The sequence below is a fragment of the Pseudomonas sp. B15(2017) genome (genome assembly GCF_002113215.1).
GTDB lineage: Bacteria > Pseudomonadota > Gammaproteobacteria > Pseudomonadales > Pseudomonadaceae > Aquipseudomonas.
This window is the reverse complement of record NZ_NEJZ01000006.1, coordinates 151,922-175,940: the sequence shown is the minus strand read 5'-3', so window position 1 is coordinate 175,940 and position 24,019 is coordinate 151,922. Positions and strand designations below refer to the sequence as shown.

The following is a 24,019-nucleotide window of genomic DNA, read 5'->3' as shown; positions in this document are numbered from 1 at the left end:
ACCGAAACCAAATTCGCGCGAAATGTTTACACGAGGGAACTCATCATGACGTTACTGGCATCTCCACTGGAATCCATCGAAAGCGCGGTGATCTGGCTGCTGGTGGTCTTTTCTGTCGCAACCTGGGGCCTGACATTGCTCAAGGCTTTGCAGTTCGGCCGGTTGAAGGCGCAGGACCGCAAATTTCACAAGCGCTTCTGGGCGGCGTCGAGTCTGGACTCCGCCGCCGAGTTGAGCGAAACCCAGCCCGGCGCTGCAGCGCGGGTGGCACAAGCCGGTTATGCGGCGATTCAGGTGGGCGAGGCGCCGCAGGCCAATGACCTGAGCCAGGCGATCAACCATCAGGATCGTCTCGAACGTGCCTTGCGCCAGCAGATCGTCCGCGAGCGCCGTTCGCTGGAAACCGGTCTGGCGGTGGTCGCGAGTATTGGCAGCACCTCGCCGTTCATTGGTCTGTTCGGCACGGTGTGGGGAATCATGGAAGCGTTGAAAGGTATCAGCGCGGCGGGCTCGGCGAGCCTGGAAACGGTCGCCGGTCCCATCGGTGCAGCGCTGGTCGCCACCGGTGTGGGAATCGCGGTCGCGGTGCCGGCGGTGCTGGTTTACAACTACTTTTTGCGTCGTCTGAAACTGACGGCGGCGGACCTGGACGACTTTGCCCACGACTTCTACAGCCTGGCGCAAAAGAGCTCGTTCCGTGTGCTGATCCACCCGACCGCGCACAAGGCTGCGGTCCAGGGCAACGCGACAAAAGTGAAGGAGGCGTCCTGATATGGCCTTCTCCACGCAAGACAGCGACGAGGTGCTGAGCGAGATCAACGTGACGCCGCTGGTGGACGTGATGCTGGTGCTGCTGGTGGTGTTCATCGTCACCGCGCCGCTGCTGACCAACGCGATACCGATCAACCTGCCGAAGACCGAAGCGGTGGCGCCGGTCGAGCAGAAAGACCCGTTGGTGGTGAGCATCGACGGTGCTGGAAAACTGTTTATCAACAAGGACGAAATCCAGCCGGATCTGCTGGAGTTCAACCTCAAATCGGCCAAGGCCAAGGACCCGGAAGTGCGCGTGCAATTGCAGGCCGACGACGGGGTGAATTACGGCGAAGTGGCGCGAGCCATGGCTTCGATTGAGCGGGCGGGCATCACCAGGCTGTCGGTGATCACTGCACGATAAGGGTTTGACGTTTTTCCGGGGCCGTCTCCTTGGCAGGGTGCGGCCCCTTTTTTGCTTGAAATTTAATATTCGTTTAGGGTCTTAATAAATAGCTTCTTATTCCTTAACGAATATAAATCCCGTCCCTATACTCGTTCAGGAACAGACACGACGCAGGAGAGATCCCCCATGCGCAACGAATCAATCCGTTATCTGATTGTGCCGGGCTGGCAAGGATCGCCAGAAGATCATTGGCAAACCCACTGGCAGAACAGCCTGCCCAACAGCGCGCGGGTGGAGCAGGCCGACTGGCTGACGCCGCGTCGTGAAGACTGGGTCGCGGCGCTGGCCGAGGCGATTGCCGCCGACAGCTCGCCGGTGATTCTCATCGCGCACAGCCTGGGCTGCATCACCGTGGCGCACTGGGCGGCCACCGCGCCGCTGCATCACCTGCGTCAGGTGCGCGGCGCGCTGCTGGTCGCACCGGCGGATGTCGAACGCCCGGCTTGCGCGCCGGCACTGCGCAATTTCGCACCGATTCCGACCGATCTGTTGCCGTTCCCGAGCCAGGTCGTCAGCTCCGACAACGACGCCGCCGTCAGCGCGCCGCGTGCGCTGGAACTGGCGCGCAACTGGGGCGCCGAGGCGGGGATTCTCGCAGGCGCCGGCCATATCAACGTGAAGTCCGGGCATCAACGCTGGGAGCAGGGATTCGCTTATCTGTATCGCCTGCAAAACCGCATGGAACACCACGCCCGGCGCCGTGCCTGACCCATTTTTTTTTTCAACGCCCCCGTCTCCCGGCGATTTGGGGCGGGAGTCTGCCATGAGTTTTGAAACCTTCGGTCAGCCGTTGCTGACCTTTCCCGATGCGGAAAAAAGTCCCCTGAGCATTCGCGCCAAGGCGCTGGTGTTCGTCGATCCGCGCTCACGCCAGTTGCGCGAGGAAATGGCCCAACTCGCACCGCGCTCGATCTCGGTGTTGATTCGCGGTGAGACCGGCACCGGCAAGGAATTGCTCGCCCGCCACATCCACCGTGCCAGTGATCGCAGCGGGCTGTTTGTCTCGGTCAATTGCGGTGCGATCAGCCCGACCTACGCCGATGCCGAATTGTTCGGCTACGCCGCCGGCAGTTACAGCGGTTCGGCCAGCAGCCGCGCTGGCTGGTTCGGCTCGGCCAACGGCGGCACCTTGTACCTGGACGAAATCGGCGACCTTCCACTGCCGATCCAGATCAAGTTGCTTGCCGCCCTGGAAAACCACGAAGTCACCCGCGTCGGTGCTCATCAACCAAGCCCTGTGGACGTACGCCTGGTGGCGGCGACCAGCATCGATCTGGCGCAAGCGGTGGCGGCGGGGAAATTCCACGAGCGGCTTTATCACTATCTCAGCGAAGGGCAACTGGAACTGCCGGCACTGCGCGCGCGGGTCGGCGACATTCTGTCGCTGGCCGAGTACTTCCTCGGCATCTACAGCCAGCGCCTCGATCTGCCAGTGCCGCTGATCAGCGAAGCGGCGCAGCAGGTGCTGGAACAACACAGTTGGCCGGGCAACACTCGGGAGCTGGAAAATGTCATTCATTTTGCGCTGCTGGTGAGCACCGGCGACGAAATCCTGCCGGAGCACCTGAACCTGCCCGAAGTGTCTGGGCCGCTGGTTCAGATCGAGCGTCAGGCGGCGAGCATCAGCCTCAATGGCACCGCCGACGAACGTAAGGCATTGAAAGAATTGCTGTTGAGTCTGAGCGAGGCGTTGTAACCATTTTGTTCAGCATGAACAAAATGGAATATGAAGCTGAATAAACGTTATTGTCCGGGAATAAAAAATCCCGGTATTGTCCGCTTCACGCCAGCAGTAGCACATCGCTGGCACACGTATTAATGCCGTCGTCGATGACGACCGATTTTCGATAAGGACACTGCATGAAAAAGGTTCTGTTGTTTACCGCATTGGCGGCTGCTCTGACTGCTTCCCTGGCCCAGGCCGGCGAGAAACTGGTGGTGGCCGCGACGCCAGTGCCGCACGCCGAAATCCTCGAACTGATCAAACCGACCCTCGCCAAAGAAGGCGTGGATCTGGAAATCAAAGTCTTCACCGACTACGTTCAGCCGAACGTACAAGTGGGCGAGAAGCGTCTGGACGCCAACTACTTCCAGACTCTGCCGTACCTGAACAGCTTCAACCAGGGCAAATACAAGGACGACAAGGCCAAGTACCTGGTAACCGTGCAAGGCGTTCACGTTGAACCGTTCGGTGGTTACTCGAGCAAGTACAAGACCCTGGCCGAATTGCCTGACGGCGCCACCATCGCCATTCCGAACGAAGGCAGCAACAGCGGTCGCGCACTGATCCTGCTGCAGAAGGCCGGCCTGATCGAGCTGAAAGATCCGAAGAACGCCCTGGCCACGCCAAAAGACATCGCCAAGAACCCGCACAACTTCAAGTTCAAGGAACTGGAGTCGGCCCTGCTGCCGCGTGTTCTGAAAGAAGTCGATCTGGACATGATCAACACCAACTATGCGCTGGAAGCCAAGCTGAACCCGACCAAGGACGCCCTGGTGATCGAAGGCGCGGATTCGCCTTACGTGAACTTCCTGGTCGCCCGTGAAGACAACAAGAACAGCGATGCCATCAAGAAACTGGCCGCTGCCCTGACCAGCCCTGAAGTCAAAGCGTTCATCGAGAAGAAGTACGACGGCGCGGTACTGCCGGCGTTCTGATCCGACGCAACAGCAACCCTCTTAAAGGCTGAAAAAAACGCCGATGACCAGCGATGGTCATCGGCGTTTTGTTTGGGGCGTGGGTCACTCAGGCAGCGCTGGTTTTCAGCGCCCTGCGCAAAGCCACCAGCCATTTCACGAAGTCCTGCGGGTCGGGTCGCTGCGGCACTTTTACGTCCATGTTCTCTTCCTTGTTATGGTTTGGCCGGGGGAGTCTGGCCAAAAGCTGTTCGTCCTTGGAGGGCCTTCATGAAAAAAAGATCCGTCCTACAGCGGAAGGAAAAATAGCTTTCTTATTCTGTCGGGGCAAATCCCGCGCAGCAGTTCCTGAAGAAGTTCTCCGACGTCGAAGCGCTGACTGGGAGATGGCCAGGCGGGCGGTTTTCCGATGACGGGCTCTCGGCTGGCAGGGCTAATCAGGCCAATTCCACGCCGGCTCATCCAGAACCCTCTGCCCGACGATCCCGGTCTGGCCGAGGTTTTTTTCCAGCACGATGCAATTGCATTCCGGGTCTTGCTGCAACGCCGAAATCAACCGCCGGGCATGGGATACCACCCACACCTGACACTGCTCCGACACGCGGATAATCAAGCGCGCCAGCGCCGGCAGCAGGTCCGGATGCAGGCTGGTTTCCGGTTCGTTCAGCACCATCAGCGACGGCGGGCGAGGCGTCAGCAGCGCGGCGACCAGCAGCAGATAACGCAATGTGCCATCCGACAGTTCCGCCGCCGACAACGGTCGCAACAAACCCTCCTGAAAAAACTCGATGGCAAAGCGGCCGCCCGCCAGCGGTGCAATATTCAGCCGTGCGCCGGGAAACGCATCACTGATCGCGGCCTGCAACGCGTCGGGATCGCCGATCTCGCGGATCGTCTGCAAAGCGGCTGCCAGATCTCGCCCGTCGTGATGCAGCACCGGCGTGCGGGTGCCCAGTTGCGGCTGGCGCACCGGGGCGTCGGCGTCGCTGCGAAAGTGATCGTAGAAGCGCCAGCGGCGGATGAACTCGCGCATCTGGAACACTTCCGGCGAGCTGCGCAGGCTGCCGACCTGATCGAACAGGCTGTCGAAGTTCGGCGTGTGCTGGGCCAGCACGTCCCAGTTGCGGCCGTCACGGACACGGATCATCCGCCCGTCGCGATCCACCAGCAAACTCGCCGGACGATACAGCGGGCCGGCCCAGATGCATTCCTTTTTGATTTCCGGGTCGAGGGAGAAGAACGAAAGACTCGGCTCCGGCAATCCCAAGGCGATCGAATAGCTGAAGTCCTCCCCGGCAAAGCCCAGGCGCAGGCGTTTGACGCCCCGGCGCACGGTGGACTGGATCGGCACCTCGCCGTTGCGCATGCGCCGGGTGATGGTTTCCGGCCCGGCCCAGAAGGTCGAATCCAGCCCACCCTCGCGGGCCAGCGCATTGACCACGCCGCCCTGAGCGGTTTCCGCCAGCAGCCGCAGCGCCCGGTACAGGTTGGACTTGCCGCTGCCGTTGGGGCCGGTGATCAGGTTCAGACGGCCCAGCGGAATCACCAATTTATTGATCGAGCGGTAATTGGCTACCGCGAGGGTCTTGAGCATGAAAATCCTTCTTGGGTGCCCCGAAATCCGGGTCAGGATACTCGCTGCACAGAAATGCCTGTATCGCGCGGACGAAGGTTGAACCCTGTTCTAAGCTCACAGTCGTATCGTCACTTGCACGTTCGTACACAGGAAGGAGTCTGCATGGCGAGTCCCGGATTGAAAACAGCGGTCATGCTGAGTCTTTTCGCTTTGTTGAGCGCATGCGGCGAGAAAAAGGCGCCCGAAGAGTACCTGCCCCGGGTCTTCGTCCAGGAAGTGAGCCCCGTCAATTACGCCGCCGCCGTGACCCTCACCGGCGATGTTCAGGCGCGGGTGCAGACCGAACTGTCGTTCCGCGTCGGCGGCAAGATCATTCAGCGCATGGTCGATGTCGGTGACCGCGTCTCGGCCAGACAAGTGCTGGCCAAACTCGATCCGAAGGATTTGCAGACCAACGTCGATTCCGCCCAGGCCCAGGTGCTGGCCGAGCAGGCGCGGGTCAAACAGAGCGCCGCCGCGTTCGTCCGCCAACAGAAACTCTTGCCCAAGGGCTACACCAGCCAGAGCGAATACGATTCCGCGCAGGCCGCATTGCGCAGCAGCCAGAGTGCCCTGAGCGCGGCCCAGGCGCAGTTGGCCAACGCCAGGGATCAATTGAGCTACACCTCGCTGATCGCCGATGCGCCCGGCGTCATCACCGAGCGTCAGGCCGAAGTCGGCCAGGTGGTTCAGGCCACAGCGCCGATTTTCAGCCTGGCCCGGGACGGCGACCGCGACGCCGTGTTCAACGTGTACGAGTCCCTGCTGGCCGAGCGGCCGGCGGAACGTTCGATCGTCGTCAGCCTGCTCGACAACCCCGCCATCAAGACCACCGGTACCGTGCGCGAAATCACCCCGGCGGTGTCCGCGCAGTCTGGCACGGTGCAGGTCAAGGTCAGCCTCGACAGCCTGCCGCAGGGGATGCAACTGGGCTCGGTGGTGAGCGCCACGGCCAAGGGCACTGGCAAGTCGGCCGTTGAATTGCCGTGGTCGGCGCTGACCAAGAACGTCAGCGATCCAGCGGTGTGGATGGTCGACGATAACGGTGAAGCGCAGCTGCACAACGTCACCGTCGGCCGCTACCTGATCGGCAAGGTCATCATCAGCGAAGGTCTCAAGGGCGGGGAAAAAGTCATTGTCGCGGGTGGGCAATTGCTGCATCCGGGCATGAAGGTCGAAATTGCCGAAAACACCTACAAGGGCCTGCAACCGGGAGCGCAGCCATGAAGCGTCTGGGGCTGATATCCATTGGCGTGTTGCTGGCCGCCTGTTCGAAAAGCGAGCCACCGCCGGAGCCGGTACGGCCGGTGTTGTCGGTCAAGGTCGAGGCGATGAACGAGGAAAACCTCGGGCGTTTCGCCGGCAGCATTCAGGCGCGCTATGAAAGCAACACCGGTTTTCGCGTCGGCGGGCGCATTGCCAGCCGCAACGTCGATGTCGGCACCGAGGTGCAAAAGGGCACGCTGCTCGCCACCCTCGATCCGTCCGATCAGCAGAACCAGTTGCGTTCGGCCCAGGGCGACCTGGCCAGGGTTCAGGCACAGCTGATCAACGCCCAGGCCAACGCCCGCCGTCAGCAAGCGCTGTTCGACCGGGGCGTGGGCGCGCAGGCGCAGCTGGACATTGCCATGACTGACCTGAAAACCACCCAGGCTTCGCTGGATCAGGCGCGGGCGGCAGTCAAACAAAGCAAGGATCAACTCGACTACACCGAGTTGCGTTCGGATCACAAAGCCGTGGTAACCGCGTGGAGTGCGGAGGCCGGGCAAGTGGTGACGGCGGGCCAACAGGTGGTGACCCTGGCGCAACCGGACATCAAGGAAGCCGTGATCGATCTGCCCGACACCCTGGTCGATGAGATCCCGCCCGACGTGGTGTTTCTGGTGGCCGGGCAACTCGACCCGAGTATCAACACCACGGCAACCCTGCGCGAGATCGAACCGCAGGCACAAAGTGCGACGCGCACCCGACGCGCACGGCTGACCCTGGCCAATACACCCGACGGCTTCCGCCTCGGCACGGCGATCAGCGTCACCCTCAGCTCGGCGATCAAGCCGCGTATCGAATTACCAGCCACGGCGTTGCAGGAGGTCGACGGCAAACCGCGAATCTGGGTCATCGACACTCAGAGCAAAACCGTCAACCCGCGCGACGTCAGCGTGATCAGCCGCACCGACAGCAGCGTGGTGCTCGCGGGGGGCGTGAAGAACGGCGAGCGCGTGGTCAGCGCCGGCGTCAACAGCCTCAAACCCGGACAATCCGTGAAACTTGACGAGGACAGTCAATGAAAGGCTCTTTCAATCTCTCCGAATGGGCCCTCAAGCATCAGTCTTTCGTCTGGTATCTGATGTTCGTGGCATTGCTCATGGGGGTGTTTTCCTACTTCAATCTGGGGCGCGAGGAAGACCCATCGTTCACCATCAAGACCATGGTGATCCAGACCAGATGGCCAGGTGCGACTCAAGAGGAAACCCTCAAGCAGGTCACCGACCGCATCGAGAAAAAACTCGAGGAACTCGATTCCCTCGACTACGTGAAAAGCTACACGCGCCCCGGCGAATCGACGGTCTACGTGTACCTGCGCGACACCACCAGTGCCAAGGACATACCGCAAATCTGGTACCAGGTGCGCAAGAAGATCGACGATATTCGCGGGCAGTTCCCTCAAGGCATTCAAGGGCCGGGATTCAACGACGAATTCGGTGACGTGTTCGGTTCGGTGTACGCCTTCACCGCCGACGGCCTGACCATGCGCCAGTTACGCGATTACGTGGAACAGGCGCGGGCCGAGATCCGCAGCGTGCCGGGGCTGGGCAAGATCGAGATGATCGGCCAGCAGGACGAAGTGATTTACCTGAACTTCTCGACCCGCAAACTGGCGGCGCTGGGCATCGATCAACGACAAGTCGTGCAGAGCCTGCAATCGCAGAACGCGGTGACTCCCGCCGGTGTGATCGAGGCGGGCCCCGAGCGGATTTCGGTGAGAACGTCCGGGCAGTTCGCTTCGGAGAAAGATCTGGCCGAGGTCAATCTCAAACTCAACGACCGCTTCTATCGCCTGGCCGATATCGCCGAAATCACCCGTGGTTACGTCGACCCGGCCACCCCCGAGTTCCGCTTCGACGGCAAGCCGGCGATCGGTCTGGCGATTGCCATGCAGAAGGGCGGCAACGTTCAGGAGTTCGGCAAGGCCCTGCACAAACGCATTGATGAGGTGACGGCGGATCTGCCGGTGGGCGTGGGTGTGCACACGGTGTCCGATCAGGCGGTGGTGGTAGAGGAAGCCGTCGGCGGCTTCACCAGCGCGCTGTTCGAAGCGGTGGTGATCGTGCTGGTGGTCAGCTTCATCAGCCTCGGTGTGCGCGCCGGGCTGGTGGTGGCGTGCTCGATTCCGCTGGTGCTGGCGATGGTGTTTGTGTTCATGGAGTACAGCGGCATCACCATGCAGCGGATTTCCCTCGGTGCTCTGATCATTGCCCTCGGCTTGTTGGTGGACGACGCGATGATCACCGTGGAAATGATGGTCACGCGCCTGGAAATGGGCGAGAGCAAGGAAGAGGCCGCGACATTCGCCTACACCTCGACCGCGTTCCCGATGCTCACCGGTACGCTGGTGACGGTCGCCGGTTTCGTCCCCATCGGTCTCAACGCCAGCTCGGCCGGCGAGTACACCTTCACGCTGTTCGCGGTGATTGCCGTGGCGATGATCGTATCCTGGATCGTGGCGGTGTTCTTCGCCCCGGTGATCGGCGTGCACATTCTCAGCACCAACGTGAAACCCCATGAAGCCGAACCGGGACGCGTCGGCCGCGCATTCAATGGCGGTTTGCTGTGGTGCATGCGCAATCGCTGGTGGGCCATCGGCATCACCGTGCTGTTGTTTGTGCTGGCGGTGTTCTGCATGCGGTTTGTGCAGAATCAGTTTTTCCCGTCCTCGGACCGGCCGGAAATCCTGGTCGACCTCAACCTGCCGCAAAACGCCTCGATCGACGAAACCCGCAAGGCCGTCGACAAACTCGAGGCCACGCTCAAGGGCGATGCGGACATCGTGCGCTGGAGCACCTACATCGGCCAGGGTGCGATTCGTTTCTACCTGCCGCTCGACCAGCAATTGCAGAACCCGTACTACGCGCAACTGGTGATCGTCAGCAAAGACTTCGAAGCCCGCGAGGCGCTGAGCAAGCGCCTGCGCGAACGTCTGCACAAGGATTTCGTCGGCATCGGCAGTTACGTGCAGGCGCTGGAAATGGGCCCGCCGGTGGGACGTCCGATCCAGTACCGGATCAGCGGCAAGGACATTGATCAGGTGCGCAAGCACGCCATCGACCTGGCGACTGAACTGGACAAGAACGAGCACATCGGCGAGATCATTTACGACTGGAACGAGCCTGGCAAAGTCCTGCGAATCGACATCGCCCAGGACAAGGCGCGCCAGCTCGGCCTGTCGTCCGAAGACGTGGCGAACCTGATGAACAGCATCGTCAGTGGCGCGCCGCTGACCCAGGTCGACGACGATATCTACCTGATCAACGTGGTCGGTCGGGCTGTGGATTCCGAGCGCGGTACGCCGGAAACCCTGCAGAACCTGCAAATCGTTACGCCCAACGGCACGTCGATTCCACTGCTGGCCTTCGCCACGGTTCGTTATGAGCTGGAGCAGCCGCTGGTGTGGCGTCGTGATCGCCTGCCGACCATCACCATCAAGGCGTCGGTGCGTGACGAGATTCAGCCGACCGATCTGGTGAAAATCCTCAAGCCGTCCATTGATGCCTTCGCCGAAAAACTGCCTGTGGGCTACAAGGTCGCCACCGGCGGTACGGTCGAGGAAAGTGGCAAGGCGCAAGGGCCGATCGCCAAGGTGTTGCCGTTGATGCTGTTCCTGATGGCGACTTTCCTGATGATCCAGCTGCACAGTGTGCAGAAGCTGTTCCTGGTGGCCAGCGTCGCGCCACTGGGGTTGATCGGCGTGGTGCTGGCGCTGGTGCCGACCGGTACGCCAATGGGCTTCGTGGCGATCCTCGGGATTCTGGCGTTGATCGGCATCATCATCCGCAACTCGGTGATTCTCGTGACCCAGATCGACGAATTCGAGCGCAAAGGCTACTCGCCCTGGGATGCGGTGGTGGAAGCGACCGAGCACCGACGCCGGCCGATTCTGCTGACCGCTGCGGCGGCGAGCATGGGCATGATCCCTATCGCCCGGGAAGTGTTCTGGGGGCCGATGGCCTACGCGATGATCGGCGGGATTGTGGTGGCGACCCTGCTGACACTGCTGTTTCTGCCGGCGCTGTATGTGGCCTGGTACAAGATTCGCGAGCCGAAGAAGGACGCTTCGACATCGGCCCATTAAGCAGGCTTGTTACATATTTGCGAAGGGTCTGACTTACAGCGTCGGCGTATTCAGTTAACGTCCCCGATCCTTTGGGAGAAGGGACGTCTGATGTCTACCGTTATTCGCTGGCTGCGCGCGCTATTGCTGATTGCCGGATTGTGCGTTTCATCCCTGTCATGGGCCGACACGTCATTGGAAAACTCGCTGTGGCGCGTGCAACTCGATCCTGCAACGCTGGCTGTCCGTGTCACCCCGGCCGGCGGCGAGACGGTGCAGGCATCGGCGGGGATTGCCCCACACAAAGTCAGTCAGTTGAGCAGACGCGACAACCGCATCGACTGGCAATGGGATGGCGGGGCCTGGACCCTCAGCGCCACGCTCGATCAACGTGATCTGTCCTTCTCGATCAAGGCGCGTGAGCCGGCAGAACTGGAATTTCTCCATCAGCCCGCCAGCGCGCTGGGCAAGGCGCTGATCTGGCCTCTGGCCGAGGGGCACTATGTGCCGCGTGGCGATCCGGTATGGCAGGCCTTTCTGTTGAGTCAGGGGGAATTCAATACCACTCAGGATCTGAGCTTGCCGCTCTGGGGCGTTGAACATGACGGGTTCAGCCTGCATTGGCTGATGACCAATCCCTACAACAATCGGCTGCTGTTCAGCGACCAGGGCAAGGCTCTGGCACTGTCCGCCCGGCATCGTTTCACCCCGCTCGAGCCGTCCACACCAATGACATTCACCCTGTTTCTCGGGGCGGCCGACCCGTTGGCTGGCGCCAAACGCTACCGGCAGTGGCTGATCGATAACGGTCGCCATGAAAGCTTGAACAGCAAATTCGAAAAAACACCTGAGGCGAAGCGGCTGTTGGGCGCCAGTCATCTGTACCTGTGGGGCAACGACCTGCTGGGCGCCAGGGATGTACGCAGTTGGCCCTTGCTGCTCGACACCTTGCGCGGGGGTGATGCGTTGATCCGTGAACTGAAAGCGGGAATGGATCATGAGGCGTTGCAGATCCTTGCCAGTGGCACGGTGTTGAACGGTTATCAGAAAAAAGTGCTCCTGCGCAGTCTCAACCACGCCTTGAATACGCTGGCGCGCAAGACCTGGCAGGCCCGTGCCGTGCCGGACATGCAGGCGCTGGCGAGCGGTTACGCTGATGTGCGCGCGCAAGTGGCAGCTTCACTCGGTGAAGCGCTGACCCCCGAGCCCGAGCGCTGGGGCAGCACCTTGTCATTGGAAACGATCAGGCAAGTACAGAATGCCGGTCTGTCGCGTCTGTGGGTGGGATTGGGCGAAGGCTGGGAAGGTGGCCTGTGGCACCCCGAGGCGATCAAGGCCGGCGTGGCGGCGGGTTATCTGATCGCACCGTATGACTCCTATGAAACGGCGCTGAGCCGCAATGAAAACCCTGACTGGACCACGGCCCATCTGGGGGACAAGGCAAATCTTGAATGCGCAGTCGTAAAGAGCGACGGAACGCTGAAAAGCGGCTTCCAGCAATCGGGGCATTACACCGATCCCCGTTGCGTGCGGCCGTTGCTTGAACAGCGGGTCGCGGCGATTCGCGACGCCGCCGGTTTCAACAGCTGGTTTCTCGATGCCTATGCCACCGGCATGCTGTTCGACAGCTACCGACCCGGGGCAACGATGACCCAGGCCCAGAATGCCGAAGGCAACATCGGGGCATCACGCTGGATCAATGAAGTGTTGAAACTGCCCACCGGTTCAGAGGATGGCAACGCAACGACCGCGCAAGGCGTGTTGTTCACCCATGGCATGCAGACCCCGGTGATCGGTTGGGGTGACGTCGAAATGAGCAAGAACCCCGAATCCAGGTACTTTGCAGGCAAGTGGTATCCGCCGGAGCAGCCAGAGGTTTTCTTCAAACCTGTGCCGATCAAAGAGTCTTTGCGGCGTATTCACTTTGACCCGGCCAGCCGTTTGCCGTTGTATCAGGCGGTGTTCCATGGGTCGGTCATCACGTCCCACCATTGGCTGTTCGATAGTCTGAAACTGACCAATGTACGGGCGGACAACGAACTCGCACAGTTGCTCTACAACGTTGCGCCGCTGTATCACCTCAGTGCTGACACGCTTGCACAGCGATTGCCGCAGATTGCCCGTCAGGATGCGTTCTTCCGGCCTTTGCATGAACGTCTGGCGACCCAGGCGCTCACCGGTTTCGAATGGTTGAGCGCGGACCGGCTGGTTCAGCAGACCTCCTTTGAAGACGGCACGCGATTGCTGGCCAATTTTGATATTCAGGCGCGTGAAGTACAGGGGCAGACGCTGCCCGGGCGGAGCCTTACGGTGCGTTCACCCGCAAGTCCGCCGACCCGGTTTCAGGTTGAGGCGAGGCCCTGAGTTTCAGGTTTTGCGCCAGACACTCGCCAGCCATGGCTGCTGCTCCCGAGGTAGCCCTGCCGGCCGGTAGTAATGCTCAAGTTCCACGAATCCGGCAGCGGTCAACAACCCGCGCCATGCCTCCAGATCGTGGTACGAGCCATAACGCGGCCCGTTCCAGCCTTCACGGTTGTCCCCGCGAGGATTGGAGCTGAACAACACGCCCCCCGGTTTCAGTGTCCCGTGCAACTGCTTCAACACCCGTGGCAATTCCTGCAACGGCACATGAAACAGCACCGCATTGGCGAAGATTCCGTCGAAGCGTTCTGCCGGCAGATCCAGCTTCAGAAAGTCCTGACACCACACCTCACAGCCACTGTCCTCTCGAGCCATCTGCGCGAATTTTTCCGCGCCGTCGAGGCCGACGGCGATGTGACCCATTCGTGTGAAGGTCTGCAAGTCCCGGCCCGGCCCGCAGCCGAAGTCGAGAATGGAAAGCGGCCCTTCAGCCTGAATATGCCGCAGCAGGGCGTCGATGTTCTGGCTGACATCATGGTCGCGGGTGCCTTCACGAAAATCCTCGGCCACCGCGTTGTAGTGGCCGAGAGTGGTGGAGGTGATCTGTTCCAGATCGATAGGCGTCTGTTTCATGGTCGGGCTGCGCTGGCAATGGATGTTGCCGACTATACGCCATGGGATTCAGCGCTTGTTCAACCCTCGCGCCAGACGGTCGCCGCCCAGTTGAATCACCGCCACCAGCGCCACCAGCAGCACGATCACGGTCAGCATGATCTGGCTGTCGAAGCGCTGATAGCCGTAGCGATAGGCGATGTCGCCCAGACCGCCGGCGCCAATCGCTCCGGCCATCGCCGATGAGTTGATCATCGTCACCAGCGTAATGGTGAACCCGCCGACGATGCCCGGCAGCGCTTCGGGCAGCAGCACATGCCAGACGATGTGCCAGCGCCGGCAGCCCATGGCCTGCGCGGCTTCGATCAAGCCGTGGTCGACTTCACGCAGGCTTACTTCGGCAATCCGCGCAAAAAACGGCGTGGCCGCGATGGTCAGCGGCACAACGGCCGCCCAGACACCGTAGGTGGTGCCGACGATCAGCCGGGTGAACGGGATCAGTGCCACCATCAGAATCAGGAACGGAATCGAGCGAAACAGGTTCACGAAAGCACCCAACGCACGATTGAGCACTGGCGCCTCGTAGATGCCGCCCTTGTCGCTGGTGACCAGAATCACTGCCATGGGAATCCCGGCGAGCAATGCAATCAGCGATGACACGCCAACCATCAGAAACGTGTCGATGAAACCCTGCAGCAAGCGATCAAACCACATAACCCAGCACCTCCGTGCCTTGTGCCCACTGGCCCGCACGCTGACGCAGTTCCTCGGTGTTCAGCTTCGATCCCGCGACTGCCAGCAGCAATTGTCCGAGTGCATGGCCCTGAATCCGCTCCACGCCCCCCTGCAGCAATTTCACCCGACCACCGAGGGCGGCGAACAGCGCGGCCAGATCCGGTTCATCCTGCTGGCTGCCGGTGAACTGCAAACGCAGCACCACGGCCGCATCGGACGAAGACGGTTGCGCCTGCAAACGGCTCTGCAACTCTTCGGGCAAGGCATGTTGCAGTGGCGCGAGCAATGTCTGGCTGACGTCGTGCTGCGGGTTGCCGAACACTTCCCAGACCGGACCCTGTTCGACGATGCGGCCATGTTCCAGCACGACGACGCGGTCGCAGATTTCCCGGATCACCGCCATTTCGTGAGTGATCAGCACGATGGTCAGGCCCAGGCGTTTGTTGATCTCGCGCAGCAGGCCGAGGATCGACTGTGTGGTTTCCGGATCCAGCGCCGAAGTGGCTTCGTCACACAGCAGAATGTCCGGGTCGTGCACCAGCGCGCGAGCGATGCCGACGCGCTGTTTCTGCCCGCCGGACAATTGCGCCGGATACGCCTTGTGCTTGGCTTGCAGGCCCACCAGCTCCAGCAGTTCGCGAACCTTTTTTTCCCGTTGCTCCTTCGGGACGCCGGCGACTTTCAGTGGCAGTTCGACGTTCTGCCACACCGTTTTCGCTGACATCAGGTTGAAGTGCTGGAAGATCATGCCGATCCGCCGGCGCAGGGCGACGAGGCGATCTTCGTCGTACTCGCCGATGTCCGCCTGATCGATCAACACCCGGCCCGAGGTCGGTTGTTCGAGGCGGTTGATGGTGCGGATCAGCGATGACTTGCCGGCGCCGCTGCGGCCGATAATGCCGAACACTTCACCGCGCTGGATTGCCAGGTCGATGCCTTGCAGGGCCGCGACCGGGCCTTGTTTGCCGTCGTAGGTTTTGCCGAGCCCGACGAAACGCACATGGGCGCGGTTCAGTTCGGGATGCAGTTCGGTGCGCTGCGCAAGCGCGGGTGACTCTGGAAGATCCAGTCGCCGTTGAATGGCTGCCGTCATCCTCAGCTTTCCCAACCGGCCTGGTACAGCTTGCCGTGGGCCTTATCCAGCGCCGCGCGAACGGCCGGCGAATGCTGGTAGATATCGACGAATTTGATCAGGCGCGGGTCGTTCTGGCTCTTGGGCTGGATCACGAACTGAATCACGTACTCCTTGTGATCGAGGCCGTCGAACAGCAGCGCGGAACCGGCATCGAAAGTCTTCGCCAGACGAATATAGGCCGGGTAGCCCTGGACCAGATCGGCGTCGTCGTAGGCGCGCACCAGTTGCACGGCTTCGACCTGGAGGATCTTGATCTTCTTCGGATTGGCGACGATGTCGTCTTCGGTGGCCTTGTAGCCGACACCCGGTTTCAGGGTGATCAGACCGGCCTTGGCCAACAGTTGCAGACCGCGTCCGCTGTTGATCGGGTCGTTGGCGATGGCGACGCTGGCGCCCTCAGGCAGTTCGTCGAAGCTTTTGTATTGCTTCGAGTACAGGCCGACGTTGTTGATGATGCCCGGCGCGAACGGCACCAGGTCGAAACCGGAAGCGGCCTTGGCGTTTTCCAGGAACGGGATGTGCTGGAAGTAGTTCACGTCGATGTCACCGGCGGCGAGGCTGACGTTCGGTGCGATCCAGTCGGTGAACTCCACCAGTTCCACTTTCAGGCCCTGTTTGGAGGCTTCTTCGACGGCCGCTTCCAGCGGAATCGCGAACGCGGCGGTGGTGCCGATTTTCAACGGCGCATCGGCGGCGAACACCGCCGAGCTGAACAGGCCGAAGGCCAGGGCCAGTGCTTTGACTGGGTGGGAGAGCAGTTTCTTGGTCATGGTGGTTTTCCAGTCAGTTGAATCAGCCTGATCGCTCCCACGCGGAGGTGGGAACGATCAGTGCAAGGGTTAGTGTCGGTAGTGGGCGCCCGTGTGTTGCTGCGGCAGGTGCGCTTCGCCGTGAAACAGTTTTTCCCGCAGGCTGCCGGTGTCGTATGCGGTCTTGTACGAGCCGCGCCGTTGCAGTTCGGGAATCACCAGGTCGATGAAATCCACATAGCTTTCCGGGGTGACGATGCGGGTCAGGTTGAAGCCGTCCAGACCGGTCTCGGCGATCCACGATTCCAGCTCATCCGCCACTTGTTGCGGTGAGCCGACCACGGTGATGTAGCGCCCGCCGAGGGCGTGCTGGTCGAGCAATTTGCGCCGGGTCCCGTCGTTGTTCTGCAGGTTCGTGGTGGCGGACTGGATCGCGTTGCTCTTGACGTACTGGATCGGCTCGTCAATTTCGTACCGAGAAAAATCGATCCCGGTGGACGCCGAAAAATGCGCCACACCCGCTTCGGCGCTGGCGTAGCTCAGGTATTCGGCGTGCTTGGCCCAGGCCGCTTCTTCGGTCTCGCCGACGATCACGTTCAGGCCCATGAACACCTTGATGTCCTCCGGGTTGCGCCCCGCTTCGACGGCGCTGGCACGGACCTTGTCTACTTGCACCCTGGTCGATGGCTTGTTCTGGCCGCTGATGAACACGCACTCGGCATGACGTCCGGCGAACAGCAGACCGCGATCCGAACTGCCGGCCTGGAACAGCACCGGCGTGCGCTGCGGCGACGGTTCGCACAGGTGATAACCCTCGACCTGATAGAACTCGCCCTTGTGTTCGACCTTGTGCACCTTGTCTGGCTGCGCGTAGATCCGCTGTTGTGGATCGTTGAGTACCGCGCCGTTTTCCCAACTGCCTTCCCAGAGTTTGTAGAGCACTTCGAGGTACTCGTCGGCCTGGTCATAACGCCGGTCGTGCTCGACCTGTTCGCTCAGGCCCATGGCCTTGGCGGCGCTGTCCAGATAGCCGGTGACGATGTTCCAGCCCACCCGTCCACGGCTCAGGTGATCGAGGGTCGACAGGCGGCGGGCGAACAGATACGGCGGCTCGTAGGTGAGGTTGGCGGTCAGGCCGAAACCGAGGTTTTTGGTCACCGCAGACATCGCCGACACCAGCAGCAGCGGGTCGTTGACCGGCAACTGGATCGACTCTTTCAGGGTGACGTCCACCGAGTTCTGATAGACGTCGTACACGCCGACGATGTCCGCGATGAACAGCCCGTCGAACAGCCCGCGCTCCAGCAGCTGTGCCAGCTCGGTCCAGTATTCGAGGGTCTTGTACTGGGTCGAGGTGTCGCGTGGATGAGTCCACAAGCCGTAGTTGATGTGGCCGATGCAGTTCATGTTGAACGCATTGAGCAGGATCTTTTTCTTGCTCATCAGATGGTCCCTCGCAGCGGAGGGTTTTCATCGTTGAGGTAGTAATTGCCCACCGCGTGATACTTCCAGCGCACCGGGTCGTGCAGGGTGTGCACCCGGGCGTTGCGCCAGTGACGGTCGAGGCCGTGCTCGATCAGGGTGGCCTGGCTGCCGGCCAGTTCAAACAGCGTGCTGCCGGCGGCCAGGGATATTTCGGTGCTGATCGCCCGTGCTTCGGCAACGGCAATAGAGGCTGCTGCGACCGTCTCGGTGTTGGTCTCGGCCTGGGCAGTGTCGAGGAATTCGCCGGCGCGTTCGAGCAAGGCTTCGGTGGCGTGCAGACGAATGCTCAGATAGCCGAAACTCTTGAGGGTCAGCGGGTCTTCGGTGGCCTTGTCGTTGCCCGAATCGATCCATGGCCGGGTCTTGCTGCGCACGAAGTGCAGCGCATCTTCGTAAGCGGCGCGGGCGATGCCGGTGTCGATGGCGGCGTGAAGGATCTGCGCCAGCGGGCCGACCGGGGTCGGGCGTTCGAAAGCACTCTGGAACGCGATGACATCTTCGGCAGCGACATACACGTCTTCGAACACCACCGAACCGCTGCCGGTGGTGCGCTGGCCGAAGCCGCTCCAGTCGTCGATCACGGTCAGGCCTTTGCTGTCGCGCGGGACGAAGACCAGTTGCTGCACGCCGTTTTCATCGACCACGGACGTTGGAATCCGTTGGGCGTAGATCGCGCCGGTCGCATAGAACTTGCGGCCGTTGATGCGATAGCCGCTGCCGTCGCGTTTGAGGCTGGTGACTCGGTCGTGGGCGGTCCTGGTGCCCAGTTCTGCCAGGGCATTGCCGAAGCGCCGGCCGGCGAGGACTTCGGCGTACAGGCGTTGTTTCTGCTCGTGGCTGCCATTCACCCGAAGCACTTCCAGGGCATAGAAATGGTTCTGTGGAATCTGCCCGAGCGAGCCGTCCGCCCGGGCGATCAGGGCGATGACTTTGGCCAGGGTCACGTTGGATACGCCGGCGCCGCCGTATTCCTTGGGCACGCTGATGCCCCACAGGCCGGAGCGGGAAAACACGTCGAGCTCCGGCAGCGGCAGCCGGCGTTCGCGGTCGCGCAGGTTGCTGTCGCGCTGGAAATCTTCGGCCAGGTCGCTGGCGACGATCAGGGCTTGCTCGTCGCTGGTGATGACCGCGACGGGGTGGGAAAGAGTCATGTGTTTCTCCAGAGATCTGGTCAAAGTGTTCTGGTCGTCAGATCCAGGAATGGCGAGCCGGAAGTTTTCCGTTGAGGCAATAAGCGCCGACCGCGTGGTACTTCCAGCGCACCGGATCGTGCAGGGTGTGGACCCGGGCGTTGCGCCAGTGACGATCGAGGTTGAATTCGGCGAGGGTGGCGCGGCTGCCGGCCAGTTCGAAAAGTTTTTCGCTGGCCAGCAGCGAGATCTCGGTGGTCAGCACCTTGGCTTCGGCCACGGCAATCGAAGCGCGGGCGGCGGATTCGGCGGTCAGTGGCGCGGCGTGCACCTGATCCAGCACTTGCCCGGCCTTGCGCAGCAATGCTTCGGCGGCGTGCAGTTCGATTTTCAGTTTGCCGATGTCGGCGATCACGTAGAGGTCATCGCTGGCCCGCTCGACCCTGGCGTCGATCCACGGCCGGGCGCGGGTCTTGACGAATTCGATGGCGTCATCGATGGCGCCACGGGCGATGCCGGCGTCGATGGCTGCCTGAATCAGCTGCGACACTGCGCCCTGGGTGTTGGGCTTTTCGTTGATTTTCCAGTTGTCCACCACGAGGCTGGCATCGACCCGCACGTTGTTCAACAGGATCGTGCCACTGGCGGTTGTCCGCTGGCCAAAACCCGACCAGTCATCGACGATGCGCAATCCCGGGGTACCGCGACGGACGAAGGCCAGGACTTGCTTGCCGTCATCGTTCAGCGCCTTGACCGCCACCCAGTGGGCGAACAGGGCGCCGGTGGAATAGAACTTCTGGCCGTTGATCACGTAGTCATCGCCGTCGGCGCTGATGCGCGCTTTCAGTTCCAGGGTGTCCTTGGTGCCGCGTTCAGGTCCGGCATTGCCGATTCGCCAGCCTTCGAGCACGCTCTGCAGCAGCTGTTTTTTCTGCTGTTCGGTGGCGCTGCCGAGGATCAGGTTGATGATGCCGAACTGGTTCTGCGGGATCTGTCCCAACGCCGGGTCGGCTGCAGAAATGATCGCGAACACTTCGGCCAGGGTGACGAAGGAAACCTGCGGGCCGCCGAACTCGCGCGGGATGGCGATGCTGCCCAGACCACTGCGGGTGAACTGTTCGATTTCCGACCATGGCAGCTTGCGCTGGCGGTCACGTTGGGCGGCCTGCACGCGAGCGACTTGCGCCAGTTCATGGGCGGCCTTGATGGCTTGATCGTCGTTGCGCAGCACTTGCGCGGGCAACAGCAACGGGGCGATGTCCAGGTCACTCTGGACGTTTGCGTCTGCCAGACTGGACATCAGTGCCGCTCCTTGACTGCACGCAATGCCCTGGCGATCTGCACTGGGGTGATTGTGTTCCGGACCATGTTACCTACCTCACATCTCATGAAAGGCGCCGCAAAAGTGCGGCGAACGAAAGAATGTCCGGTGGTCCGGTTTATATACCCTAAACGCGTATAAATTTTAAATAAACTAACTTTTGGGAATATGTATAGAAGAGGGCGTGGTCCGTCTGGTTAAGCGTGCGGCGGCGAAGGACGTTGTCCCTCGCCGACCATCGATGCTCATTTTTCTCGCGGCTCTGCTGCCTTCAGCGTTTTCTTGAGCGGCACCTTGAGGTAAGGGTTCACGCAGCCGATTTTCAGCGTTCGCGGCGGCGCCCAGCGCGAGTTGTTGCCGACCCGGTCGAGGATGCAGTAGGTGACGTCCAGCCGCAGATCTTCACCGGCTTCGGTGATGATCGCCGGTGGCACCCAAACCTGGACCGGCTTGCCGATGTCGGCCGGGGTGATGCGCGCCAGGTCCATCCGTACATCGCCCCAGCGCAAGGTGATGGCGTCGTCTTCGGCCATGTTCAGATACGGCTCTATGGTCAGCGGCACGCCGCGTCTGATCTGGTTCGCGTTGACGCCGTTGCGGCGAATGGTGTCGGGCAATGTCACCGGTGCAAGTTGCTGGTTCTCGTCGCCACACAGCGCTGGAGGCTGCCCGCCGGGGCAGTCGAGCTTCACCGTGACCCGCGCGGCTGCCGACAGCGATGGCCCGTGACCCACCCGCATGACCCGATAGTGGATGCGTGACGAGCCGCTGGCGATGAAGCTTTCCGGCACTCGCAGGCTGACCGGGGCAGCGACATCCTGCGCTGTCAGCACATGAGAGGCGACATAGCAGTTGTTCCAGAAAAGTTCGATCAAGTCGCCGGTGTCCATGTCCGGATAGGGCGGTACATCGACCCGCAAGCGGGCCGCTGCCGCGAGGTTGATGCCGTTGGTTTGCGAGGGCGCCAGGCGCGGCGCGGCCAGTTCGGGGATGTGCGAAGTGCGGGTCATGAAATCCTCTCCTTGAAGCCTTGCAGCGAAATCCGTTTCTGAAAGTTCAAAAGACCAGAATGACCTGGTAATAAAAAACAGGACTTCTCGGCCGATCGGTATTGGGTATTGGTGATGTGCGGGTTGCGATGAGTGACTAGATAAAAGTTCGCCGAATGGCATGTCAACGGACAGGATTGTTTAATTGAAGAATTACGGACTTATCAGAATGCTCCTACATCGATAAAGCACTCTACCTATCCGGCTTGGCGAATCGGGCCACGGATTTTGCCGGGTTTGACGGTTCTGACGTCGATTGGTTTGGGTAGCTGGCTATTCGAAGGGCGCTGACTTTAATCACGCCGGGTCTGTTGCAGGACATATATATGTACCGCAATGGATTGATTAAGTTCTTGGCAGGAAGGATGTAAATAAAACTTCCATCCATGGAAGTTTGTGTTCAGGAAAGTTAGCGGCTCAGCCGTTGTTTCTGAACTTGCTGAGGAACTGTCGAGTGCGTTCTTCTTTCGGATTGGCAAACAACGCTTTCGCCTCACCTTGTTCGACGATCACGCCTTTATCGAAAAACACCACGCGGTTGGCCACGTCGCGGGCGAACGCCATTTCGTGGGTGACGATCACCATGGTGCGTTTCTCCTCGGCGAGGCCGCGGATGGTCGCCAGCACTTCACCCACCAGTTCCGGATCGAGGGCCGAGGTCGGCTCGTCGAACAGGATCACTTCCGGCTCCATCGCCAGCGCCCGGGCAATCGCCACGCGCTGTTGCTGGCCACCGGACAGGCGCCGTGGGTAGGCGTCTTCCTTGCCCGCCAGGCCGACCTTGGCCAGCAGCTTCTTGCCCAGGGCAATGGCTGCATCGCGGGGCGTCTTCTTGACCACGATCGGGCCTTCGATGACGTTTTCCAGCGCGGTGCGGTGGGGGAACAGGTTGAAGTTCTGGAACACGAAGCCCACATGCTGGCGCAGGTTGCGCACCAGGCTCTGCTGCTGGTTCAGCGGGCGGCTGGTATCGATCTCGATCTCGCCGACCTTGATCCGGCCGCTGGTGGGTTCTTCGAGGAAGTTCAGGCAACGCAGGAACGTGGTCTTGCCCGAGCCGCTGGGGCCGATGATGGCCACGACCTCGCCTTCCTTCACCTCCAGATCAATGCCGTTGAGCACGACTTGACCCTTGAACTGCTTTGTCAGTTTTTCCACGACAATCATGGGTCAGGACTCCTGGTCGTGCCGATTGACCCGCTCTTCCAGCTTGTTCTGGAAGTGCGACAGCACCGTGGCCAGAATCCAGTAGATCAGCGCGGCGGCAAGATACATGGTGAAGACTTCGAAAGTCCGGGCGGTAATCAGTTGTGCCTGACGGAACAGCTCCGGCACCTGAATGGTGGCGGCCAGTGCTGTGTCCTTGACCAGTGAAATGAAGCTGTTGCCCAGCGGCGGCAAGGCCGTGCGCATGGCCTGCGGCAGGATGGCCCGGCGCAGGGTCTGCGCGCGGGTCATGCCGATGCTCGCAGCGGCTTCCCACTGGCCGCGTTCGATCGAACCGATCGCGGCACGCAGGATTTCACAGGCATAGGCGGCCATGTTCAGCGAGAAGCCGATCAGCGCCGCCGGCAGCGGGTCGAGTTCCATGCCCAATTGCGGCAAGCCGTAATAGATCACGAACAGTTGCACCAGCAACGGCGTGCCGCGAAAGAACGACACGTAGATGCGGGCCAGCCAGCTGACCGACTTGAAACGCGACAGGCGCATCAACGCCAGGCCAAAGCCCAGCAGCAGGCCGAAGAACATGCCGCCGAGGCTGAGGATTACCGTGTAGTACGCGCCCTTCAAGAGGAAGGGCGCGGAGTCCAGTGCGAGTTGGAAAGCCTCTTCCATTATTTGGTGACGTCAGCGTTGAAGTATTTCGTGGACAGCTTCTCAAGGGTGCCGTCGGCACGCAGTTCGTCGAGGGCCTTGTTCACAGCGGCCAGCAGCTCAGGCTCGCCTTTGCGCAGGGCAATACCGGCTTCCTGACGCGAGAAGGCTTCACCGGCAGCGACGGTTTTCGGCGCTTTCTTGGCATATTCCAGCGCAGCCAGACGGTCGATCAGGATGGCGTCGGTACGGCCGTTGTTCAGGTCGGCGAACTTGGTCGGATCATCGTCGTAGGTGCGAACGTCGGCACCCGGCACGTTGGCGCGGACCCACTGTTCGTAGTTGGTGCCCAGACCCACGCCGACTTTCTTGCCGGAGAGGTCAGCGGCGGACTTGATGTTCAGCGCGGCGGCCTTGTCTTTCAGCACCAGCGCCTGAATCCCGGAAACGGTGTACGGCTCGGAGAAGTCATATTTCTTCTTGCGCTCGTCGGAGATGGTCACCTGATTGACCACGACGTCCAGACGTTTGGATTCCAGGGCCGCGAGGATGCCGTCCCATTTGGTCGGCTGGATCTTGGCCTTCACGCCCAGCTTCTTGGCCAGTGCTTCGGACAGCTCGACTTCGAAACCGGACAGCTTGCCGTTCTCGTCAACGAAGCTGAATGGTGGGTAAGTGCCTTCCAGGCCGACGTTGATAACGCCTTTGTCCTTGATCTGTTGCAGTTGCTCACCGGCAACCGCCTGCCCCAGCAGACCGGCGCTCAGTGCCAGGCCCAGCGAACCTACCAGCAGATTTCGACGTAGTGCGGAAAGAATCATGACAAGCCC

General features: G+C 61.2%; 21 protein-coding genes. 9 read left to right on the top strand and 12 right to left on the bottom strand.

Annotated elements, in window-relative coordinates; translation table 11 throughout:
- Positions 1 to 45 precede the first annotated feature (45 nt).
- The 5 genes from CAF73_RS11710 (at position 46) to CAF73_RS11690 (ending at position 3,874) form a co-directional block, all read left to right on the top strand.
- Positions 46 to 771 carry a MotA/TolQ/ExbB proton channel family protein gene (locus CAF73_RS11710; RefSeq protein WP_085702759.1) on the top strand — a complete coding sequence of 242 codons (726 nt, stop codon included), beginning with the start codon at positions 46 to 48 and terminating at the stop codon, positions 769 to 771.
- Position 772: 1 nt separating this feature from the next.
- Entirely contained in the window at positions 773 to 1,174 is a 402-nt protein-coding gene (locus CAF73_RS11705) for a biopolymer transporter ExbD (protein ID WP_085702758.1), read from the top strand.
- A 168-nt stretch (positions 1,175 to 1,342) separates the two neighbouring features.
- Positions 1,343 to 1,924 carry an alpha/beta hydrolase gene (locus CAF73_RS11700; protein ID WP_085702757.1) on the top strand — a complete coding sequence of 194 codons (582 nt, stop codon included), beginning with the start codon at positions 1,343 to 1,345 and terminating at the stop codon, positions 1,922 to 1,924.
- Positions 1,925 to 1,979: 55 nt separating this feature from the next.
- Complete coding sequence (locus CAF73_RS11695; RefSeq protein WP_085702756.1) at positions 1,980 to 2,912, top strand: sigma 54-interacting transcriptional regulator; 933 nt, start codon at positions 1,980 to 1,982, stop codon at positions 2,910 to 2,912.
- A gap of 164 nt (positions 2,913 to 3,076) precedes the next feature.
- Positions 3,077 to 3,874: a MetQ/NlpA family ABC transporter substrate-binding protein gene (locus tag CAF73_RS11690; protein WP_085697980.1), complete on the top strand. Its 798-nt coding sequence runs from the start codon at positions 3,077 to 3,079 to the stop codon at positions 3,872 to 3,874.
- A gap of 412 nt (positions 3,875 to 4,286) precedes the next feature.
- Here CAF73_RS11690 and CAF73_RS11685 read toward each other — a convergent pair whose 3' ends face one another.
- Positions 4,287 to 5,447, bottom strand: coding sequence for an AAA family ATPase (locus tag CAF73_RS11685; protein WP_085702755.1), 1,161 nt, complete (start codon positions 5,445 to 5,447; stop codon positions 4,287 to 4,289).
- Between the two features lie 144 nt (positions 5,448 to 5,591).
- Here CAF73_RS11685 and CAF73_RS11680 point away from each other — a divergent pair, with 144 nt between their 5' ends.
- The 4 genes from CAF73_RS11680 to CAF73_RS11665 all read left to right on the top strand — a co-directional run bounded on the left by CAF73_RS11680 (position 5,592) and on the right by CAF73_RS11665 (position 13,161).
- Positions 5,592 to 6,695, top strand: a complete 1,104-nt coding sequence (locus CAF73_RS11680; RefSeq protein WP_085702754.1) for an efflux RND transporter periplasmic adaptor subunit — start codon at positions 5,592 to 5,594, stop codon at positions 6,693 to 6,695.
- The gene (locus tag CAF73_RS11675) at positions 6,692 to 7,756 is read left to right on the top strand and encodes an efflux RND transporter periplasmic adaptor subunit (RefSeq protein ID WP_085702753.1); all 1,065 of its coding nucleotides are present in this window, start codon (positions 6,692 to 6,694) and stop codon (positions 7,754 to 7,756) included. The genes CAF73_RS11680 and CAF73_RS11675 overlap by 4 nt, the downstream gene beginning before the upstream one ends.
- Positions 7,753 to 10,818 (top strand): efflux RND transporter permease subunit, encoded by a 3,066-nt coding sequence (locus tag CAF73_RS11670; RefSeq protein ID WP_085702752.1) that lies wholly within the window; start codon positions 7,753 to 7,755, stop codon positions 10,816 to 10,818. Before CAF73_RS11675 ends, CAF73_RS11670 begins: the two co-directional genes overlap by 4 nt.
- 90 nt (positions 10,819 to 10,908) lie before the next feature.
- A complete protein-coding gene (locus CAF73_RS11665; RefSeq protein ID WP_085702751.1) occupies positions 10,909 to 13,161 on the top strand; it encodes a glycoside hydrolase in 2,253 nt (750 codons plus the stop codon).
- A gap of 3 nt (positions 13,162 to 13,164) precedes the next feature.
- Here the strand turns inward: CAF73_RS11665 and CAF73_RS11660 are convergent, their stop codons facing one another.
- The 11 genes from CAF73_RS11660 to tcyJ form a co-directional block, all read right to left on the bottom strand.
- Positions 13,165 to 13,791, bottom strand: coding sequence for a bifunctional 2-polyprenyl-6-hydroxyphenol methylase/3-demethylubiquinol 3-O-methyltransferase UbiG (locus tag CAF73_RS11660; protein ID WP_085697986.1), 627 nt, complete (start codon positions 13,789 to 13,791; stop codon positions 13,165 to 13,167).
- Positions 13,792 to 13,839: 48 nt separating this feature from the next.
- Complete coding sequence (locus CAF73_RS11655; RefSeq protein ID WP_065261159.1) at positions 13,840 to 14,484, bottom strand: methionine ABC transporter permease; 645 nt, start codon at positions 14,482 to 14,484, stop codon at positions 13,840 to 13,842.
- Positions 14,474 to 15,598 (bottom strand): methionine ABC transporter ATP-binding protein, encoded by a 1,125-nt coding sequence (locus tag CAF73_RS11650; RefSeq protein ID WP_085702750.1) that lies wholly within the window; start codon positions 15,596 to 15,598, stop codon positions 14,474 to 14,476. The genes CAF73_RS11655 and CAF73_RS11650 overlap by 11 nt, the downstream gene beginning before the upstream one ends.
- A gap of 2 nt (positions 15,599 to 15,600) precedes the next feature.
- Positions 15,601 to 16,410, bottom strand: coding sequence for a MetQ/NlpA family ABC transporter substrate-binding protein (locus CAF73_RS11645; RefSeq protein ID WP_085702749.1), 810 nt, complete (start codon positions 16,408 to 16,410; stop codon positions 15,601 to 15,603).
- Positions 16,411 to 16,479: 69 nt separating this feature from the next.
- Positions 16,480 to 17,832 (bottom strand): LLM class flavin-dependent oxidoreductase, encoded by a 1,353-nt coding sequence (locus CAF73_RS11640; RefSeq protein ID WP_085702748.1) that lies wholly within the window; start codon positions 17,830 to 17,832, stop codon positions 16,480 to 16,482.
- Positions 17,832 to 19,025, bottom strand: a complete 1,194-nt coding sequence (locus CAF73_RS11635; protein WP_085702747.1) for an SfnB family sulfur acquisition oxidoreductase — start codon at positions 19,023 to 19,025, stop codon at positions 17,832 to 17,834. Before CAF73_RS11635 ends, CAF73_RS11640 begins: the two co-directional genes overlap by 1 nt.
- 37 nt (positions 19,026 to 19,062) lie before the next feature.
- Positions 19,063 to 20,304, bottom strand: coding sequence for an SfnB family sulfur acquisition oxidoreductase (locus tag CAF73_RS11630; protein WP_085702746.1), 1,242 nt, complete (start codon positions 20,302 to 20,304; stop codon positions 19,063 to 19,065).
- A 266-nt stretch (positions 20,305 to 20,570) separates the two neighbouring features.
- Positions 20,571 to 21,335: a hypothetical protein gene (locus CAF73_RS11625; protein WP_085702745.1), complete on the bottom strand. Its 765-nt coding sequence runs from the start codon at positions 21,333 to 21,335 to the stop codon at positions 20,571 to 20,573.
- 456 nt (positions 21,336 to 21,791) lie between these two features.
- Entirely contained in the window at positions 21,792 to 22,541 is a 750-nt protein-coding gene (gene tcyN, locus CAF73_RS11620) for an L-cystine ABC transporter ATP-binding protein TcyN (protein ID WP_064382730.1), read from the bottom strand.
- A 3-nt stretch (positions 22,542 to 22,544) separates the two neighbouring features.
- Positions 22,545 to 23,210, bottom strand: a complete 666-nt coding sequence (gene tcyL, locus CAF73_RS11615; protein ID WP_011331947.1) for a cystine ABC transporter permease — start codon at positions 23,208 to 23,210, stop codon at positions 22,545 to 22,547.
- Positions 23,210 to 24,010, bottom strand: coding sequence for a cystine ABC transporter substrate-binding protein (gene tcyJ, locus CAF73_RS11610; RefSeq protein WP_085697993.1), 801 nt, complete (start codon positions 24,008 to 24,010; stop codon positions 23,210 to 23,212). The genes tcyL and tcyJ overlap by 1 nt, the downstream gene beginning before the upstream one ends.
- Positions 24,011 to 24,019: the final 9 nt, after the last annotated feature.